Below are 16,090 nucleotides of genomic sequence, written 5' to 3' on the forward strand. Positions count from 1 at the left end.
GATAACGGGCAGGATAATTTGGATACGTCACCCCCTAGATTAGAGATCAAGGATATCACGCGCAGCTTTGGGGGCCGTGCCGTGGTGGATCACGTGTCTTTGACGGTTCAGCCAGGTCAGGTGACCTGTTTGCTGGGCCCATCAGGGTGCGGCAAATCGACAACTCTGCGCATCATTGCGGGGGTTGAGATGCAAGACAGTGGTACAATTCATGTGGATGGTGAGTTGGTTTGCGACACGATATTCCGCATTCCCCCGGAAAATCGTTCTATCGGTTTGATGTTTCAGGACTTTTCCTTATTTCCACATTTAACCGTTGCGGAAAACGTAGCGTTTGGGCTGCGTGGTGCCAAGGCAGAAAAGCGTTCTCGGGTGATCCAGCTTTTGCGGCGGGTAGATCTGGAACGATATATTGATGATTATCCACATCAGTTATCAGGTGGTGAACAGCAGCGCGTCGCTTTGGTGCGTGCTTTGGCGCCGAGCCCAAAGATTATGTTGATGGATGAGCCGTTTTCAGGTCTTGATAATCGTCTGCGCGATGACATTCGTGATGACACGCTTGCCGTTCTGAAAGAAGAAGGCACTGCTGTTTTGCTGGTCACACACGAGCCTGATGAGGCAATGCGAATGGCTGATGAAATTGCATTGATGCGGGATGGTAAAATCGTACAGCAGGGCGCGCCCTATAATCTGTATAATGCCCCAAAAGATCGTGAAGCTGCTGCCTTTTTTAGCGATATCAATGTGATACGTGGTAAGGTGCAGGGTGCATTGACAGAAACGGCATTTGGTCAGTTTCTGGCCCCTGGTGTCGCGGATGGTGCATCGGTTGATATCGTTATTCGGCCCCAACACATCAAAATCGACTTTGATCGTCAGGGGCGCGGTCCAAATCCGACACCACAAGATGGAACGCCAGCCCGGGGTGTCGTTGAACGCGCCCGGTTCATGGGCAATGAAAGTCTGGTCGAGTTTCGGATGGACTTTGATCAGTCCATTTTGCGGGCCACGATTCCATCTGTTTTCTTGCCCAAAACGGGCACGCCACTGTGGTTAATGATCCGCCGGGATCGCTGCTTTGTGTTTCCGGCAAAAGGCTGACGATACGACACATCGGTGTGAAGATGCGGTTTCAGCTTTATCAGACAGTAAAACTGTCGTATTCCAATCATGAACAAGAATCTGCGAGAATAATGCGTTCAAAGCGCATCAAAACATAAATAAATCCCATTTAGTTGCTTTTAACCCAGGTGCCCTGGACCTAAATGTGGACAAGTTGGATAGGTGCGAACATCGCATCTGATACATATTCGGAGGAATAAAGATGATTACACCGCTGTTTATTACCAACATCCCACCCGTGGGTTGGCTGTTGATTGCGGTCGTCATTCTGGTGTTGTTTGGCCGTGGCAAGATTTCATCACTTATGGGCGAAGTGGGCAAAGGCATCACATCTTTTCGCAAAGGGGTAAAAGAAGGCACACAAGAGCTTGAGCAAGCCGATGCGGATGCTGCTAAAGATGTCACCCCTGCTGAAGCTGAGAAAGAAAAGTCCTAAGGCGCTTGGCCCGGACCGGAGAACCCAATGGGGTGGAGTGAACTTATCCTGATCGGGATTGTTGCCCTGATCGTCGTGGGTCCCAAGGATTTGCCCGTGATGTTTCGTGCAATGGGCAAGATGATGGCCAAGGTGCGCAGGATGGCTGGTGAATTCCAGTCAGCCATGAGTGAAGCGGCAGAACAGTCTGGCGCAAATGATATATCGCGTGATTTACGGGGCATGACATCTGCTAAGTCGATGGGATTGGATGCATTGAATGATGCAGCAGACCGGTTCGATAAATGGGAACCCGGTAAACCTAAGCCAACCCAAGATAAACCTGCCGTCAAAACGGAAACAGAAAAGCTGGCTGAAAAACGTGCAACCGCTGCCCAGAAAGCCAAAGAGGTTGCTGCAACTAAAGCATCAGCCAAGGCCGATGCTGACAAGCCAGCGGATGCTGGCGGATCGTCTGAGACAAAATAATGAGCAGCACAGAAGATGAGATTGACGATAGCAGCGCGCCGCTGATCGAACATTTGGCAGAACTTCGCAGCCGGCTGATCCGTGCGGCGATTGCTTTTATTATTTGCGTTTTTGCGTGTTTTTACGTCTGGAACCCGATTTTTAATTTTCTGACGACGCCGATTTGTGCCGCACTTGCAGACCGTGGCCAGGATTGCAGCCTTGTATTGATCAAGTTGCAAGAAGGCTTTTTTGTCGCCATCCGGATATCGCTTTTGGGCGGCTTTGCATTGGCGTTCCCGGTGATCAGTTATCAGCTATGGCGCTTCATTGCGCCGGGGCTTTATAAGTCTGAACGTGGGGCGTTCTTGCCATTCTTGCTGGCGTCACCGTTCATGTTTTTTACGGGGGCATCCTTTGCATTCTTTTTGGTCATTCCGCTGGCCTTTGACTTCTTTCTGAATTTCCAACAACTGACCGCAACCGGCGATGCTGTTGCAGGAACTGATGCTCCAAGCGTATTGTTCCAGGGTTCGATAGCAGAATATCTGTCACTGACGATTACCTTCATCATGGCCTTTGGCTTATGTTTCCAGCTGCCGGTTTTACTAAGTCTTTTGGGCAAAGCAGGTCTGGTGACGGCTAAAGGATTGGCTGTGATGCGCAAATATGCGGTTGTGGCGATCCTTATTTTGGCAGGCATTGTGACACCCCCAGACATTATCACGCAGGTTATTCTGTTTGTGGCAGTCTATGGTTTGTATGAAATATCAATCTGGCTTGTCTCGGGTATCGAAAAACGCCGAAATGCAAGGTTGCGCGAACAGGGTCTATTGGATGACGAAGAAGATCTGGCCGGGGATGAACTTTGAGTGACCCGCTGGACCGGATCGCCGCCGCGTTAGAACGGATCTGCCCGCCCACGGTGGATGTTCCGGATTTTGATGCAGCAGACGCATTTGTTTGGCATGTCGATCCGGACCGGCTGGAGCCTGTACCAAGTGTAAACCGCGTGGCGCTGGATCTGCTGGTGGGTATCAACAGATCGCGTGACACGTTGCTGGCCAATACGCTACAGTTTGCTAAAGGTCTGCCTGCCAATAATGCGTTGCTTTGGGGCGCGCGGGGCATGGGGAAATCGTCGCTGGTCAAAGCAATCCATGCATCAATCGTGGACCAGGGACAGCCTTTAAAAATGGTTGAAGTGCAGCGCGAAGATTTACCATCGATCGGGCGCTTGCTAAACCTGCTACGTGGGACCGAAAGGCAGTTTGTTCTGTTCTGCGATGATCTAAGTTTCAGCCACGATGATCAGCATTACAAATCGCTAAAAGCCGTTTTGGATGGCGGGATTGAAGGACGGCCAGATAACGTCGTGTTGTATGCCACATCGAACAGACGTCATCTGATGCCCCGCGATATGATCGAAAACGAACGCGGGTCGGCTATTAATCCCGCCGAGGCGGTTGAGGAAAAAGTATCCCTGTCAGATCGCTTTGGGTTGTGGCTTGGGTTTCATGCCTGCGATCAGGATCAATATCTGGATATGATCCGTGGGTATTGCGCTGCTTACGGTATTCAAATCGACGATGCGACCTTGCGTGCTGAAGCGGTTGAGTGGCAAGCGACACGCGGCAGCAGATCGGGTCGTGTGGCTTGGCAATATTTCATGGATCTTGCAGGGCGACGCGGAATTCAAATCTGATCAGACGCCCGCGCAATTTTTGTTCACGTCACGTTGCATCGGCGCAGAGTTTTCCAACTATTTAAAACGTATCATCGTTTTGCTGCCACGGCTTCACCAGGTTGCCAAAACGCGTAAATCGACCTTCAAAACTAAGATCCACTGTTCCAATGGGGCCGTGGCGCTGTTTGCCGATAACCACTTCGGCTTTGCCGTGCAGCTGTTCCATTTCTTCTTGCCATTTAGCCATGGCTTCCAGATCGTGATCACCCGGTTTTTCACGTTCTTTATAATATTCTTCGCGGAAGACGAACATCACGACATCGGCGTCTTGCTCAATCGATCCGGATTCGCGCAAATCTGATAGCTGCGGGCGTTTGTCTTCGCGGTTTTCAACCTGACGTGACAGCTGTGACAGTGCCACAACGGGAATATCCAATTCCTTGGCGATGGCTTTCAGTCCCATGGTGATTTCTGAAATCTCATTTACCCGGTTTTCGGATCGTCCGGTGCCGCGTACCAGCTGCAAATAGTCAACCATCAGAACATCCAGACCATGGGTCCGTTTTAGCCGACGGGCGCGGGCGGCCAGTTGGGCGATGGGCAGGGCAGGCGTGTCATCGATGTAAAGCGGACAGGCTTCAAGCGATTTGGCGGCTTCGACAAAGCGCCTGAATTCAGCTTCGGTCATATCACCGCGGCGGATCTGTTCGGACGGCACTTCGGATGCTTCTGACAAGATACGCGCAGCCAATTGTTCGGCCGACATCTCAAGGGAATAGAACCCTACAACGCCGCCATCCACGGCCCCCTCAGACCCATCAGCCAGTTTGCCTTTTTTATAAGCCTTCGCGATGTTGAAAGCGATATTCGTCGCCAGAGAGGTTTTGCCCATCGACGGTCGCCCGGCCAAGATCAACAGGTCTGACCGGTGCAATCCACCCAGCTTTTTATCCATATCAATCAAACCGGTGGAGACACCGGCCAGCCCGCCTTCGCGTTGGTAAGCGGCATTAGCAACATTCACCGCATCAGTGACCGCGCTTAGAAAACTTTGAAAGCCACGTTCAGTTTGACCTTGTTCAGCCAGTGAATAAAGTTGCTGTTCAGCTTCGACGATCTGTTCACGTGGTTCACTGTCAACATCGACCTTAGCTGCTTTCGCGGCAATGTCATTTCCAACACGGATCAATTCGCGTCGCACAGCCAGATCATAGATGATTTGCGCGTAATCACGGGCTGCAAAGGCACTGATCGCAGCGCCGGCAAGACGCGCCAAATAAGCAGGGCCGCCCAATTCAGCAAGACCTTCGTGATCTTCCAGAAAAGCTTTCAGGGTGACGGGCGAGGCCAAGTTATTTTGCGTAATCCGGCGTGCAGCTGTTTCGAAAATTACGGCATGGACGGGATCATAAAAATGTTCGGCACCGATGATCGAAGCGACACGGTCAAAAATTTCATTATTCGTCAGAATGGCGCCCAGCAACTGTTGCTCGGCCTCGATGGAATGCGGCACGGTATCCGCAACTTCACCATCGACAGGTTTGATTGTCGCCAATTCGTTCATTGTTCTGCCCGTCTTTTCATTTGAACGATCTGATAGCAGTTTGGACCCAGTATAATCCATGTGTAAAGGTCTGTGGACTGTACTGTGCGCAAAACTGTTAGTAAAAAATTCGATGACAGTGTTAATCAAATTGTAGCGGTACCGCAGATCTATGGCTACTATATTTTGAATAAAATCGTGATTCTGTGGACAGTTTTATTCACAGGCCCGACAAAGTTATCCACTTCTTTCCGACTGCCATTTACGTGGATCATTCAAAAATATCTCAACCTCGGACAACGTATTCGTATCAAAGGCTTTTTGCGCTTTCGCCTCGGCCAGGACATCCCACCAAGTGCAAAGCGAATGCAATTTGATGCCGTGATCGCCCAAAGTTTTCTCTGTATCGGGGAAAATCCCGTAATAGAAAATCACCGCCGTGTGCCCGCAGGTGGCACCCGTTTCGCGGATCGCATCAACAAAACTCAGCTTTGATCCGCCATCGGTCGTCAGGTCCTCGACCAGCAGCACGCGCTGACCCTCAGACATCGCCCCTTCGATCCGCGCGTTGCGGCCATACCCCTTGGGTTTTTTGCGCACATAGGTCATGGGCAGCGCCATCCGTTCGGCGACCATCGCGGCAAAGGGGATGCCCGCCGTTTCACCGCCCGCGATATTATCAAAGGCCTCAAACCCCGCATCCCGCATGACGGTGACGGTCAGAAAATCCATCAGCGTCGACCGGATGCGCGGATAGCTGATCAGTTTGCGGCAATCAATATACGTGGGCGAGGGCAGGCCCGAGGCCAGCGTAAACGGCTCATCTGCATTGAAGTGCACCGCCTTGATTTCCAGCAGCATCCGCGCAGTCAGGCGGGCCATTTCAGGGGCATCGGGAAAACTTGTGGGGATCATGCGTCAACCTCAATACGCCAGCGCAGGGGAAAACCCGGGTCAAAGACCGTCACGGGGCCGTCGCCGGTGTGGATTTTGTCGGGATAAGCGATCGGATCGCCTTTGATCAGGGTGATCCGGGTGTCGTTCGGGGGCAGGCCATAGAACGCCGGGCCGTTCAGGCTGGCGAACCCTTCCAGCCTTTCCAGGGCGCCCGCGGCCTCAAACACCTCGGCCAGGCAGGACATGGTGTTTGTCGCGGAAAACACCCCCGCACAGCCGCAAGCGCTTTCTTTATTCGGGTCCGTATGCGGTGCGCTGTCGGTGCCCAGGAAAAACCGTGCGTCGCCGCTGGTTGCGGCGGCAACCAGAGCCTGACGGTGGCTTTCGCGCTTGGCCACTGGCAGGCAGTAGTAATGCGGTCTGATCCCGCCCACCAGCATGTGGTTGCGGTTGATGATCAGGTGGTGCGTCGTGATCGTCGCGCCCAGATCGGCCGGGTTGCTTTGCACATAATCCACCGCGTCGCGGGTTGTCACATGCTCCATCACCACGCGCAGCCCCGGTGTGGTGCGGCGGATCGGGTCCAGCACGCGGTCGATGAACACGGCCTCGCGGTCAAAGATGTCGATGTCGGCATCCACGACCTCGCCATGGACGCAAAGGGGCATGCCGATTTCAGCCATCTTCTCTAGCACCGGGCGCACCTTGTCGAAGTCGCGCACACCCGAGGCTGAATTCGTCGTGGCCCCCGCCGGATAAAGCTTGACCGACGTGACCAGCCCGCTGGCGTGGGCGGCGGCGACATCGTCGGGGTCGGTGTCTTCGGTTAGATAGAGCGTCATCAGTGGGGTAAATGTGGCCCCATCCGGCATCGCAGCCATGATCCGGTCGCGGTAGGCGGCGGCGTCAGCACCTGTCACCACGGGCGGTACAAGGTTCGGCATCACAATCGCGCGGGCGAAATGACGGGTGGTTTCAGGCAGAACGCCCTGCAGCATCGCCCCATCGCGCAGGTGAAGATGCCAGTCGTCAGGGCGGCGTATAGTCAGTTCTTGCGTCATGCGGATCGCTTACACAATCTGCGCGCGCAGCACCATGGGGATATGTGCCTAAAAATTATGCAGCGACTTGGAATTGAGCTTGGCAAAACTGGAATTGACACGCTTGGGATTGATGCGTGGTGTATTGGTCGTCACTCTGATTAGGACATGTTTGATACCACATCTCAGATCATGCAGCGCACCAGGGGCCGTGCCAGTGTTGGCGTTGCTTTGCGTGGGATGCAAACAAGATTGCAGCATTTGCATCAGTCAGGATCCGCCAAAGCGATGTTGCCAAATGTGTATTCATCCATGCCTGAGGTTGTTTTTCTGAACACTGCCGGGGGGTTAACGGGGGGTGACAATCTGGAATTCAGCGTCACGGCAGGCAAGGGCACATCCGTTATTGCAACGACGCAGACGGCAGAACGGGTCTATGCAAGTGCAAGTGGTGTGGCCCAAGTTGACGTGACACTCAAAGCGGACGCGGGGGCAATACTGCATTGGTTGCCGCAGGAAACGATCCTTTTTGATCATGGATCGCTGGATCGCAGCACAGATGTGCATTTGGCGAACGATGCGCAGTTTCTGGGCGTTGAGACTATTGTTCTGGGGCGTGCTGCAATGGGCGAGACAGTGGAAAAGATGCATCTGCTTGACCGACGCCGCATTTTTCGCGCAGGTCAACCGATTATGATTGAACCTGTGAAGATCACATCAGGAACCTTGCAGGACCGGCATAATTGCGCCACGCTGGCTTCGGCCCGGGCATTTACGACGATTGTTTTCTGCGCCCAAGGGGCCGAAGATGTGCTGGTCGGTATTCGCGAGGTCCTACCAGATGATTCGGTGGCCGCAGCCTCTGCTTGGGATGGAAAATGTGTGGTTCGGATAATGGCAGATGATGCATTTCCCTTACGTCATGCCACAGCGCGCGTTTTGGAAAAGTTGCGGGTGGCACCGCTGCCTCGTGTTTGGCAAATGTAACAGGATCTAAAATGAATCTGACACCTCGTGAAAAAGATAAGCTGCTGATCAGTCTGGCGGCCATGGTGGCACGCGGACGGCTGGACCGGGGCGTAAAACTGAACCATCCCGAGGCGATTGCGATCATCACGGATTTCGTCGTCGAGGGCGCGCGTGATGGTCGATCTGTGGCTGATCTGATGGAAGCAGGCGCACATGTAATCACGGCTGATCAATGTATGACGGGCATTCCTGAGATGATTCATGACGTACAGGTCGAAGCGACATTTCCAGATGGCACCAAATTGGTTACAGTTCATCATCCCATAAGGTAAGCAAAGGAATTACCCATGCTTGGAAATCTTATCATCGGCGCTTTGGCAGGGTATCTGGTCCCTCATGTTGAACCGCACCTGAAGAAATTTCTGGAACAGGTCGCTTTGGATGAACTGAAGCTGGACCCCAATGAACTTGATCTTTTAACACTTATTTTCATGCTGATCTGTGCGGCTGTCTTATGTGCTTTGCTTGGCATTTACAGTTCGGCGTTTCTACTGGCGCTTGGGGCCGGTCTGGGCCTGTTCGGTAAGCGGATTTACCATTTTGTAAAGGTCAAGGTAATCAAGGCCGACAGAACAAAGAACGACACATGATCCCCGGCCAAGTCTTTCCTGCACAGGGCGATATCACCCTGAACGACGGGGCCGAGGTCATCGTGCTGGTCGTCGCCAATACAGGCGACCGGCCCGTTCAAGTTGGCAGCCACTATCATTTCGCTGAAACCAACCCGGGTTTATCGTTTGATCGTGAAACGGCGCGCGGCATGCGATTGGATATTGCCGCAGGCACAGCTGTACGGTTTGAACCGGGCCAAACACGCGAAGTCCGTTTGGTACCGTTAAGTGGTGCGCGCAAGGTCTATGGTTTCAATCAAAAAGTGATGGGTTCGTTATGAGGTTCTATCTTTTCATCCTTGCTTTCCTTTGCCCCATGGCCCTTTGGGCTGACTGTATGAACACAGCGCGCACTCAACCCGAGATGACGAATTGCGCCAAGACGAACTGGCAGACTGCGGATAATGCGCTTAATAACGCATGGTCGCAGTTGAAACCCGCTTATGACTGCGCCGGGTTGGGGGATGATTTGCTGACAGCTCAACGTAATTGGCTGACATTCCGCGATACGCAATGCATGGCCGAACGTAATTTTTATCGCGGGGGGTCTATTGAGCCGATGATATATTTTGTCTGTCTTGAGCGACTGACAGAACGCCGCACAGAAGATTTGCTGAAAATGATGGGGCCTGCGTGAATTTTGTCGACTGAATCTGAGCCCAAATCGACCTGAAACAAGGAGCGAGAAACATGTGTGATGTCTGTGTTATGAATTCGGTAAAAGAACGAATGCTATCGCGGCGATCCTTTTTTGCGGCAGGTGCTGCCGCGACGGCTGCGGTTGCGACGGCCAACACAACGCCCGCAATGGCTGCGGGACACGCAAGCGTGGTTGATATGACCCATGTGCTGGATGCTGAGTTCCCGACATTCTTTGGTGTGCCGGGTATTTCCTATGATCCGGGAGCAACCTTTGCCGAAAATGGCTATAATCTGTTCAATCTGACGATCAATGAACATACAGGAACCCATGTTGATGCGCCTTTGCATTTTTCGGCGGACGGACAATCTGTTGATGAAATCCCGGTTGAGAACCTGATTTGTCCGCTGTGCGTCATTCACATTCATGCAAAAGCGGCGGATGATCCCGATGCACAGGTGACGCCTGATGATCTGAACGCCTGGATTTCAACCAATGGTCCGATTCCGGATGGTGCTTGTGTTGCAATGCATTCTGGTTGGTCTGAAAAAGTCGCGACGCCTGCGTATCGCGGTGTCGATGATGCGGGTACGATGCATTTTCCTGGGTTCCATATTGAGGCCACGCAGATGCTGCTTGAGGAAACCAATTCCGTTGCCATGGCTGTCGATAGCCTGTCGCTGGATCATGGTCCATCTGGTGATTTTGCAACTCATTATGCTTGGCTGCCTGCAGGGCGATACGGCATTGAAAACCTTGCAGGTCTTGGAAATGTACCCGCTGCAGGTGCAACATTGATTGTGGGTGCGCCAAAGATTGGCGGTGGAACTGGCGGCCCTGCACGTATTTTTGCGATGGTCTGATGGCGACAGTTTCCTTGATCACTGATGATGACGCCAGCGCCGATGTGTTGGACGTTTTCAACGAAATACGTGCGGTGCGTGGCACCAATTACGTGAACAACTTCTGGCGCGCCTTGGCCCATGATCCGGCTTTGTTGCGCGCCACATGGGACCGTTTGAAAACCGTCATGGCCCCTGGCGCCTTGAATCCGATGGTCAAGGAAATGCTGTATGTCGCAGTCTCGACCGTAAACGGCTGCGAATATTGCGTTCATTCCCATACGGCGGCGGCTAAAGCTAAAGGCATGACAGACGAGATGTACGGCGAACTGCTGGCCGTGATCGGAATGGCAAGCCAGACGAATGCGTTGGCGACAGGGCTTCAGGTGCCTGTGGATGAGATATTTGAGGTGTGATGTAATATGTCCTTTTTTAAATCCCAAATAGCTTTGTGAATTAGACGGAGTTTTGTAATGCCCGCAAAAATATCCCGCGCGACTTATGCTGATATGTTTGGCCCCACCACGGGCGACAAAGTCCGGCTGGCCGACACCGATCTGATCATCGAGGTCGAACGCGATCTGACCACCTATGGCGAAGAGGTCAAGTTCGGCGGGGGTAAGGTGATCCGTGATGGGATGGGGCAGTCTCAGGTCACGCGGGCCGACGGGGCGGTGGACACGGTGATCACGAACGCCTTGATCGTCGACCACACGGGCATCTACAAGGCGGATGTCGGCCTGAAAGACGGGCAGATCCACAAGATCGGCAAGGCGGGCAACCCGGATACGCAACCGGGTGTCGACATCATCATCGGCCCCGGAACCGAGGCCATCGCGGGCGAGGGCAAGATCCTGACCGCGGGCGGCTTTGACGCGCATATCCACTTTATCTGCCCGCAACAGATCGAGGATGCCTTGCATTCCGGCCTGACTACGATGCTGGGCGGTGGCACCGGGCCCGCGCACGGCACGCTGGCCACCACCTGCACACCGGGGCCGTGGCATATCGGGCGGATGCTGCAGGCTTTGGATGCTTTCCCAATGAACGTCGGCCTGTCCAGCAAAGGCAACGCCAGCCAACCCGCGGCTTTGGTTGAGATGGTCAACGCCGGTGCCTGCGCCATGAAGCTGCACGAAGATTGGGGCACCACGCCTGCCGCCATCGATTGCTGCCTGTCTGTGGCTGATGATATGGATGTGCAGGTGATGATCCACACCGACACGCTGAACGAAAGCGGCTTTGTCGAAAACACCATCGCCGCGATGAAGGGCCGGACGATCCACGCCTTCCATACCGAGGGCGCAGGCGGCGGGCACGCGCCCGACATCATCAAGGTCTGCGGGCTGGACCATGTGATCCCAAGTTCCACCAACCCGACGCGGCCCTATACAGTGAATACTCTGGAAGAGCATCTGGATATGCTCATGGTCTGCCACCACCTGGATAAGTCCATCCCCGAAGATGTGGCCTTTGCCGAAAGCCGCATCCGCAAGGAAACCATTGCGGCCGAAGATATCCTGCACGACATGGGCGCGTTTTCGATCATCGCGTCCGATAGCCAGGCCATGGGCCGCGTGGGCGAGGTGATCATCCGCACATGGCAGACCGCCCATAAAATGAAGGTCCAGCGCGGGCGTTTGGCTGAGGAGACGGGCGACAACGACAACCTGCGCGTCCGCCGCTATATCGCGAAATATACGATCAACCCGGCGATTGCCCATGGGATCAGCACGCATATCGGGTCGATTGAGGAAGGCAAGCGCGCCGACCTATGCCTGTGGAGCCCTGCGTTTTTCGGGGTGAAGCCCGAGATGGTGCTGATCGGCGGCACCATTGCTTGTGCGCAGATGGGTGATCCGAATGCGTCGATCCCGACGCCTCAGCCCGTCTACACCCGGCCTATGTTCGGGGCTTTTGGGCGGTCGGTCGAAAACTCTGCCGTGACCTTCGTGTCAGGTGCCGCGCAGGCCGCCGATATCGGCGGGCAACTGGGGCTGGCGAAATCCACGCTTGCGGTCGAACGCACCCGCGAGATCGGTAAGAAAGACATGGTCCTGAACGATGCCACACCCGAAGTCGAGGTGAACCCCGAAACCTACGAAGTGCGGGCCAATGGCCAACTGCTGACCTGCGACCCCGCCAAAGAACTGCCGATGGCGCAGCGATATTTTCTTTTTTAAGAGGTGAAGCCAAGGATAATAGGATCGCGTGCGTCTTATTTACATTATGAATATATAGGACATGCATATGATACTAAAATCAATATTTAGACTGACCTCCCTCGTGTTGACCATATGCTGGACAGCATCATCGGCAAACGCATTAAGTTGTGTGTCCCGCCATTTGCTTGCGCAAGCTGAAAACTCTCGTGGTGTGCCTGCTCAGGTCATTGTCATGGGACAAATTGATACGACCGATTGGATCTTTCGCGGTGTCATATTTGAAGAAGACGGTTCTGACGTGCCACTTGATTTTTTCATACCTATTTTTAACCGCCTTCCAACACGTCACAGCGTTTGGGGGACAGGGCCATCCTTACCGCTTGATACAGCTTTCATAGGCCCGGTTTCTTATACTGGTAAAGGCCATTACAAATTTGATCTTGGGTTGTGTGGACCTGATCTGATCAGGGTGCCATCGGCTGAGGTAATTGCAAAGGTCAAGCAATGTCTTGCAACGGGTGAATGTGATGATACATCATGACAAATTATCCAAAGGCTGTTGAATGAATTTCAAATTTGATTTTATTGCTTTGTGCAGTTGTTTGTCTGTTGCGTCATTAAGCCATGCAGAGTGTGTCACTGCGGCTGATATGGCGAATGGGATTATCGTTAAATTAGACGATGGATCGACAGAACACCATCGCACAAAGCGCCCTGACCTTGTCGAAGTTATCTGGACTCCTGCCGAAGAGGATCCCTCGTCTATATTATATGGGAAAGGGATTTATCTATTGCAGATGGTTTCTGTTATTGACGGAGTGACAGATGTATCAAGTCGCGTGACAATTGGTTACGATAAATCCGTTGCTGATCTGGTTGTTTTGCCTTCAAACGGTCAGCTGACTGAGCAGACTTTCAAATATTCTCCGTATACCGGCTTTGTTCGTGAGACGATCACATATATGTTTTCTGATCCTGCTGAAATACAGGTGGCTGGTTGCACATATTTGGCGCAACTGATCAATGTCATTGCTGTTGAAGACAGTACGACGTTCGAACAAAATATTGTTTATGTTCCATCTCTTGGAACAAGTTTTATTACATCCTATAGATCTGATAACGAAGAGTTTTACGATATAAATATCCAAAGCATTACTGCGGCTGAATGATCTTTCTGCGAACACTTTATCTATGCAGGTTGCGCAATGCGGGGATGACAAATTGGCAGTACAAACGACAACAAAGCTGACCTATCTATTAGACGGGGTAGGACACATTTTATTTGTCGGAGCACAGTATGGCTTACATCACAGACACACAGGCCGATCGCGGCACTCATCCCCTTCGCGCTTTTTGGGATATGATGATCCGTGCGCGCGAAGCATCCTTGAATAATCAGGGCCGGGTTGCGCAAATTGAAAAACTGAACGCAAAAACAGATGCCGAGTTGAAAGAAATCGGTATAAATCGCGAAGATATTACGCGGTACGTTTTTCGCGATCTTATCTATATCTAAGCGTATTTTTCAGGCATTGGTTGCAGCTGCTTGAAAATCAACCAGAAAGTGCATTCGCCCTATTGCGATTTTGTTGAAAGTACTGACTTGATAGACATGCGCATTTTTCGACATGGCGACGAAATCACATGACTGTTTTGATCAGACTATTGCTGTCTTTGACCTTTTCACTTTGTACATTGCAAAGCGCTTTGGCACGTTGTGTAACATCAGAAGATCTGCAATCTGGTATTGCTGTGACCCATGAAACGGGTCCTGTTGAAATTTATCGCATGGAAAGCCCTGATATCATTCAAGTTTCCAGTAGAATGCCTGTGGACAACACATCGTTGCATATCTTTTTGTCACACGGAATGTACGAAGTGTCGCGCTATTCCGTACAGGAAGAGCAGTTTGACTTCAGTTCTCGCAGCTTTTCAAACTTTCAAGCGCCAAGCATAAATCTTCCTGTTCCAACTGCAGAAACGACTTGGTCATCACCGATTATTCAGGGATTTACATCATCGGTCCAAAGTGATGCTGATGCAGACCCGCAAGGGCATGAGCTGATCTATCAATTTGGTCAGTTGACAACTTTGACGCTGGTCGACTGCACATATCTGGTCATGCCAGTATCTGTGAAATCTGTATCAGATGCGGGCGCTGAAAAACATGTTCAGCTAATGTATTATTTTCCCGATATCGGTATCAGGCTGATTGTTGGTGACAGGCTGAATGGTGAACCCGCCAATACGCGGGCCTTGATCAGTATTCAGCCCTTGGATTAGGACTTTGATATGACATTTAAAGCGTTGTCGACAAAGGAAAAAGGCAGTTGGCAAAATGCGATTGCGACCGTCACCTTGTCGTATGCAGATCGGATTTTGCGACGTAAGCGGCTGACCTTGGATGATGGACGTGATGTGTTGGTCGATTTGCCCCAGACCGTATCACTGAATCAGGGGGACGTCTTTGTATTGGACAACGGTGCATACGTTGAAGTGCGCGCCGCAGTTGAAAGCCTATTGGAAATAACCGGGGATTTACCGCGTTTGGCATGGCATATCGGCAATCGCCATACGCCCTGCCAGGTTGAGCAGGATCGTCTTGTGATTCAGGACGATAAAGTGTTGCACGACATGCTGGAACATCTTGGCGCAACACTAAAATCCATTCAGGCACCCTTTACCCCTGAGGGTGGTGCCTATGGCCATGGCCGTACAATGGGCCACAGCAACTGATAAGTGGTTATGTCTTGCTTTTAAACAAAACATTCTGCGCGTTTTTATCATCTTCGATTGATTTGCGCTGATCAGAATGCAGGGCGTGCCCCGCCTGAACACCGGGACGTGCGCCGCACAGATCAAGCCAACGCTTCATATTTGGCTTGTCGTCCAATGTCTGTTGCTGACCTTCCCAAAGCACGGCCCAAGGCCAAATCGCCATATCCGCTATCGAAAAGAAATCGCCCGCGACGTATTCATGTTTCGCCAATTGCCGATCCAAAACGCTATAAAGACGGCCGGTTTCAGTGCGATACCGATCTTTGGCATAGGGCAGATCATTGGGTGGATCCATCGCAGGTGCGTATTTTAAGAAATGATGCGCCTGTCCTGCCATGGGACCCAGCCCGCCCATTTGCCACATCAGCCATTGATCTACGGCAATGCGCTCACGTTCAGTCGGACCCCCAAATTGCCCAGTCTTCCGCGCCAGATACTGTAAAATCGCGCCAGACTCAAAAAGTGACACAGGTGTGCCATCGGGACCATCTGGATCAACAATGGCGGGCATTCGATTGTTTGGCGCAATCGCCAGAAAGTCCGGCTTGAACTGATCGCCAGCACCGATATCAACCAGATGCGTGGTATAGGGCAGGCCCATTTCCTCAAGCGCGATAGAGACTTTCCAGCCGTTTGGTGTGGGCCAGTAATACAGATCAATCGGGTCCGCCATCTTATTCCTCACTTTCATTTTTCGCCACGATGACTGTTTTTACGCAAAGGGCAAGGCTTGACCTGTGGCGTCTACAGGGCTATCGAACCACTTGTGGCGATTTGTTTACCGGATTGCGGGCCACGTTAAATATGCCGCTAAAGAGGTCAGGGCTATTGCCCCCGGCGTCTTGAACGG

Annotated in this window: 22 protein-coding genes and 1 riboswitch; of the genes, 18 read left to right on the forward strand and 4 right to left on the reverse strand. The window is 52.3% G+C overall.

The annotated features are described in order from the left end of the window. Positions 1-18 precede the first annotated feature (18 nt). The 5 genes from HRQ87_RS06165 to HRQ87_RS06185 all read left to right on the forward strand — a co-directional run bounded on the left by HRQ87_RS06165 (position 19) and on the right by HRQ87_RS06185 (position 3,713). A complete protein-coding gene (locus tag HRQ87_RS06165) occupies positions 19-1,104 on the forward strand; it encodes an ABC transporter ATP-binding protein (RefSeq protein ID WP_174136384.1) in 1,086 nt (361 codons plus the stop codon). A 223-nt stretch (positions 1,105-1,327) separates the two neighbouring features. Next, positions 1,328-1,561, forward strand: a complete 234-nt coding sequence (gene tatA, locus HRQ87_RS06170; protein ID WP_174136386.1) for a twin-arginine translocase TatA/TatE family subunit — start codon at positions 1,328-1,330, stop codon at positions 1,559-1,561. A 27-nt stretch (positions 1,562-1,588) separates the two neighbouring features. Then, positions 1,589-2,029, forward strand: coding sequence for a Sec-independent protein translocase protein TatB (gene tatB, locus HRQ87_RS06175; protein ID WP_174136388.1), 441 nt, complete (start codon positions 1,589-1,591; stop codon positions 2,027-2,029). Continuing rightward, positions 2,029-2,880, forward strand: a complete 852-nt coding sequence (tatC, locus tag HRQ87_RS06180) for a twin-arginine translocase subunit TatC (RefSeq protein WP_174136390.1) — start codon at positions 2,029-2,031, stop codon at positions 2,878-2,880. The genes tatB and tatC overlap by 1 nt, the downstream gene beginning before the upstream one ends. Continuing rightward, the gene (locus HRQ87_RS06185; protein ID WP_174136392.1) at positions 2,877-3,713 is read left to right on the forward strand and encodes an ATP-binding protein; all 837 of its coding nucleotides are present in this window, start codon (positions 2,877-2,879) and stop codon (positions 3,711-3,713) included. Before tatC ends, HRQ87_RS06185 begins: the two co-directional genes overlap by 4 nt. Positions 3,714-3,774: 61 nt before the next feature. Here HRQ87_RS06185 and HRQ87_RS06190 read toward each other — a convergent pair whose 3' ends face one another. The 3 genes from HRQ87_RS06190 to pyrC form a co-directional block, all read right to left on the reverse strand. After that, on the reverse strand, positions 3,775-5,259 hold the full coding sequence (locus tag HRQ87_RS06190) for a replicative DNA helicase (RefSeq protein WP_174137159.1): 1,485 nt from the start codon (positions 5,257-5,259) through the stop codon (positions 3,775-3,777). Between the two features lie 216 nt (positions 5,260-5,475). After that, complete coding sequence (locus HRQ87_RS06195; RefSeq protein ID WP_174136394.1) at positions 5,476-6,153, reverse strand: orotate phosphoribosyltransferase; 678 nt, start codon at positions 6,151-6,153, stop codon at positions 5,476-5,478. Next, positions 6,150-7,196 carry a dihydroorotase gene (pyrC, locus tag HRQ87_RS06200; RefSeq protein ID WP_174136396.1) on the reverse strand — a complete coding sequence of 349 codons (1,047 nt, stop codon included), beginning with the start codon at positions 7,194-7,196 and terminating at the stop codon, positions 6,150-6,152. Before pyrC ends, HRQ87_RS06195 begins: the two co-directional genes overlap by 4 nt. Positions 7,197-7,343: 147 nt before the next feature. On the opposite strand from pyrC, the gene HRQ87_RS06205 reads away from it, so the two are divergent. The 13 genes from HRQ87_RS06205 to HRQ87_RS06265 all read left to right on the forward strand — a co-directional run bounded on the left by HRQ87_RS06205 (position 7,344) and on the right by HRQ87_RS06265 (position 15,198). Continuing rightward, a complete protein-coding gene (locus tag HRQ87_RS06205) occupies positions 7,344-8,162 on the forward strand; it encodes an urease accessory protein UreD (protein ID WP_174136398.1) in 819 nt (272 codons plus the stop codon). A gap of 11 nt (positions 8,163-8,173) precedes the next feature. Next, entirely contained in the window at positions 8,174-8,476 is a 303-nt protein-coding gene (locus tag HRQ87_RS06210) for an urease subunit gamma (protein ID WP_174136400.1), read from the forward strand. Between the two features lie 15 nt (positions 8,477-8,491). Then, the gene (locus HRQ87_RS06215; protein ID WP_174136402.1) at positions 8,492-8,794 is read left to right on the forward strand and encodes a hypothetical protein; all 303 of its coding nucleotides are present in this window, start codon (positions 8,492-8,494) and stop codon (positions 8,792-8,794) included. Beyond that, on the forward strand, positions 8,791-9,096 hold the full coding sequence (locus HRQ87_RS06220) for an urease subunit beta (RefSeq protein ID WP_174136404.1): 306 nt from the start codon (positions 8,791-8,793) through the stop codon (positions 9,094-9,096). Before HRQ87_RS06215 ends, HRQ87_RS06220 begins: the two co-directional genes overlap by 4 nt. Then, on the forward strand, positions 9,093-9,452 hold the full coding sequence (locus HRQ87_RS06225; protein WP_174136406.1) for a lysozyme inhibitor LprI family protein: 360 nt from the start codon (positions 9,093-9,095) through the stop codon (positions 9,450-9,452). The genes HRQ87_RS06220 and HRQ87_RS06225 overlap by 4 nt, the downstream gene beginning before the upstream one ends. Positions 9,453-9,505: 53 nt before the next feature. Next, on the forward strand, positions 9,506-10,318 hold the full coding sequence (locus HRQ87_RS06230; protein ID WP_174136408.1) for a cyclase family protein: 813 nt from the start codon (positions 9,506-9,508) through the stop codon (positions 10,316-10,318). Then, a complete protein-coding gene (locus HRQ87_RS06235) occupies positions 10,318-10,713 on the forward strand; it encodes a carboxymuconolactone decarboxylase family protein (protein ID WP_174136410.1) in 396 nt (131 codons plus the stop codon). The genes HRQ87_RS06230 and HRQ87_RS06235 overlap by 1 nt, the downstream gene beginning before the upstream one ends. A gap of 57 nt (positions 10,714-10,770) precedes the next feature. Continuing rightward, positions 10,771-12,480, forward strand: coding sequence for an urease subunit alpha (ureC, locus tag HRQ87_RS06240; RefSeq protein ID WP_174136412.1), 1,710 nt, complete (start codon positions 10,771-10,773; stop codon positions 12,478-12,480). A gap of 151 nt (positions 12,481-12,631) precedes the next feature. Beyond that, positions 12,632-13,003, forward strand: coding sequence for a hypothetical protein (locus tag HRQ87_RS06245; RefSeq protein WP_174136414.1), 372 nt, complete (start codon positions 12,632-12,634; stop codon positions 13,001-13,003). A gap of 22 nt (positions 13,004-13,025) precedes the next feature. After that, positions 13,026-13,631, forward strand: a complete 606-nt coding sequence (locus HRQ87_RS06250) for a hypothetical protein (RefSeq protein WP_174136416.1) — start codon at positions 13,026-13,028, stop codon at positions 13,629-13,631. 128 nt (positions 13,632-13,759) lie between these two features. Then, positions 13,760-13,978, forward strand: coding sequence for a hypothetical protein (locus HRQ87_RS06255; protein ID WP_174136418.1), 219 nt, complete (start codon positions 13,760-13,762; stop codon positions 13,976-13,978). A 128-nt stretch (positions 13,979-14,106) separates the two neighbouring features. Continuing rightward, positions 14,107-14,745, forward strand: a complete 639-nt coding sequence (locus HRQ87_RS06260; RefSeq protein WP_174136420.1) for a hypothetical protein — start codon at positions 14,107-14,109, stop codon at positions 14,743-14,745. Positions 14,746-14,754: 9 nt separating this feature from the next. Continuing rightward, on the forward strand, positions 14,755-15,198 hold the full coding sequence (locus HRQ87_RS06265) for an urease accessory protein UreE (protein WP_174136422.1): 444 nt from the start codon (positions 14,755-14,757) through the stop codon (positions 15,196-15,198). A gap of 7 nt (positions 15,199-15,205) precedes the next feature. Here the strand turns inward: HRQ87_RS06265 and HRQ87_RS06270 are convergent, their stop codons facing one another. Beyond that, complete coding sequence (locus HRQ87_RS06270) at positions 15,206-15,913, reverse strand: glutathione S-transferase N-terminal domain-containing protein (RefSeq protein WP_174136424.1); 708 nt, start codon at positions 15,911-15,913, stop codon at positions 15,206-15,208. Between the two features lie 83 nt (positions 15,914-15,996). Further along, positions 15,997-16,075: riboswitch (SAM riboswitch) on the forward strand. Positions 16,076-16,090: the final 15 nt, after the last annotated feature.

This window comes from Parasulfitobacter algicola, assembly GCF_013315265.1.
In the GTDB taxonomy this organism is placed as follows: Bacteria; Pseudomonadota; Alphaproteobacteria; order Rhodobacterales; family Rhodobacteraceae; genus Parasulfitobacter; species Parasulfitobacter algicola.

Bases quoted from the DNA above. Each gene is read 5' to 3' on its own strand.
- tatA (WP_174136386.1), top strand. From the start codon at position 1,328: ATGATTACACCGCTGTTTATTACCAACATCCCACCCGTGGGTTGGCTG.
- tatB (WP_174136388.1), top strand. From the start codon at position 1,589: ATGGGGTGGAGTGAACTTATCCTGATCGGGATTGTTGCCCTGATCGTC.
- tatC (WP_174136390.1), top strand. From the start codon at position 2,029: ATGAGCAGCACAGAAGATGAGATTGACGATAGCAGCGCGCCGCTGATC.
- HRQ87_RS06190 (WP_174137159.1), bottom strand. From the start codon at position 5,259: ATGAACGAATTGGCGACAATCAAACCTGTCGATGGTGAAGTTGCGGAT.
- HRQ87_RS06195 (WP_174136394.1), bottom strand. From the start codon at position 6,153: ATGATCCCCACAAGTTTTCCCGATGCCCCTGAAATGGCCCGCCTGACT.
- pyrC (WP_174136396.1), bottom strand. From the start codon at position 7,196: ATGACGCAAGAACTGACTATACGCCGCCCTGACGACTGGCATCTTCAC.
- HRQ87_RS06205 (WP_174136398.1), top strand. From the start codon at position 7,344: ATGTTTGATACCACATCTCAGATCATGCAGCGCACCAGGGGCCGTGCC.
- HRQ87_RS06210 (WP_174136400.1), top strand. From the start codon at position 8,174: ATGAATCTGACACCTCGTGAAAAAGATAAGCTGCTGATCAGTCTGGCG.
- HRQ87_RS06215 (WP_174136402.1), top strand. From the start codon at position 8,492: ATGCTTGGAAATCTTATCATCGGCGCTTTGGCAGGGTATCTGGTCCCT.
- HRQ87_RS06220 (WP_174136404.1), top strand. From the start codon at position 8,791: ATGATCCCCGGCCAAGTCTTTCCTGCACAGGGCGATATCACCCTGAAC.
- HRQ87_RS06225 (WP_174136406.1), top strand. From the start codon at position 9,093: ATGAGGTTCTATCTTTTCATCCTTGCTTTCCTTTGCCCCATGGCCCTT.
- HRQ87_RS06230 (WP_174136408.1), top strand. From the start codon at position 9,506: ATGTGTGATGTCTGTGTTATGAATTCGGTAAAAGAACGAATGCTATCG.
- HRQ87_RS06235 (WP_174136410.1), top strand. From the start codon at position 10,318: ATGGCGACAGTTTCCTTGATCACTGATGATGACGCCAGCGCCGATGTG.
- ureC (WP_174136412.1), top strand. From the start codon at position 10,771: ATGCCCGCAAAAATATCCCGCGCGACTTATGCTGATATGTTTGGCCCC.
- HRQ87_RS06250 (WP_174136416.1), top strand. From the start codon at position 13,026: ATGAATTTCAAATTTGATTTTATTGCTTTGTGCAGTTGTTTGTCTGTT.
- HRQ87_RS06255 (WP_174136418.1), top strand. From the start codon at position 13,760: ATGGCTTACATCACAGACACACAGGCCGATCGCGGCACTCATCCCCTT.
- HRQ87_RS06260 (WP_174136420.1), top strand. From the start codon at position 14,107: ATGACTGTTTTGATCAGACTATTGCTGTCTTTGACCTTTTCACTTTGT.
- HRQ87_RS06265 (WP_174136422.1), top strand. From the start codon at position 14,755: ATGACATTTAAAGCGTTGTCGACAAAGGAAAAAGGCAGTTGGCAAAAT.
- HRQ87_RS06270 (WP_174136424.1), bottom strand. From the start codon at position 15,913: ATGGCGGACCCGATTGATCTGTATTACTGGCCCACACCAAACGGCTGG.